Annotated in this window: 1 protein-coding gene; it reads right to left on the reverse strand. The window is 62.5% G+C overall.

What is annotated here, in order from left to right:
* Nucleotide 1: 1 nt before the first annotated feature.
* A complete protein-coding gene (tuf, locus tag H4I92_RS00145; protein ID WP_077528630.1) occupies nucleotides 2–1195 on the reverse strand; it encodes an elongation factor Tu in 1194 nt (397 codons plus the stop codon).

Raw genomic sequence — 1195 nt, forward strand, 5'->3', positions numbered from 1 at the left:
ATTACTCGATAATCTTGGTCACCACGCCGGCGCCGACAGTCCGGCCGCCTTCGCGTACCGCAAAGCGCAGCCCGTCTTCCATCGCGATCGGCGCGATCAGTGTGGCTACCAGCTTCACGTTATCACCCGGCATCACCATCTCAACGCCTTCGGGCAGCTCACAGGTGCCGGTCACGTCCGTGGTCCGGAAGTAGAACTGCGGGCGATAGCCGGTGAAGAACGGCGTGTGGCGACCACCCTCGTCCTTGCTCAGGACGTAGATCTCGCCCTCGAACTTCGTGTGAGGCGTGATGCTGCCCGGCTTGGCCAGAACCTGGCCACGCTCAACGTCGTCACGCTTGGTGCCACGCAGCAGCGCGCCAATGTTCTCACCCGCACGACCTTCGTCGAGCATCTTGCGGAACATCTCAACACCGGTGCAAACGGTCTTCTGCGTCTCGCGCAGACCCACGATCTCCACCTCGGAGCCGGTCTTGACCACACCGCGCTCAACACGGCCGGTGACAACGGTACCGCGACCGGAGATCGAGAATACGTCCTCGATCGGCATCAGGAACGGCTGATCGATGGCGCGCTCGGGCTCGGGAATGTGCGCGTCCATTTCCTTGATCAGGTTCGCCACCGCGGTGGTGCCGTAGCCGTTGTCATCCTTTCCTTCCATCGCCATCAGCGCGGAGCCGGTCACGATCGGCGTGTCGTCGCCCGGGAAGTCGTATTCGTTGAGCAGCTCCCGCACTTCCATCTCAACCAGCTCGAGCAGCTCCTCATCATCGACCATGTCGGCCTTGTTGAGGAACACCACGATGTGCGGCACGCCAACCTGGCGTGACAGCAGGATGTGCTCGCGGGTCTGCGGCATGGGGCCGTCAGCGGCGGACACCACCAGGATCGCGCCGTCCATCTGCGCCGCGCCAGTGATCATGTTCTTCACATAGTCCGCGTGGCCGGGGCAGTCAACGTGCGCATAGTGGCGGCTCTCGGAGCCGTACTCCACGTGGGACGTGGCGATTGTGATTCCGCGGTTTTTCTCTTCCGGCGCGTTGTCGATCTGGTCAAACGCACGCGCCTCACCGCCGAACACTTCCGCGCTCACGCGCGTCAACGCCGCCGTCAGCGTCGTCTTGCCGTGGTCGACGTGACCAATGGTGCCCACGTTGATGTGCGGCTTATCTCTTTCGAATTTTTCCTTAGACAC

Origin of the sequence: Vreelandella halophila (assembly GCF_019903425.1) — a bacterium.
Classification (GTDB): domain Bacteria; phylum Pseudomonadota; class Gammaproteobacteria; order Pseudomonadales; family Oleiphilaceae; genus Halospina; species Halospina halophila.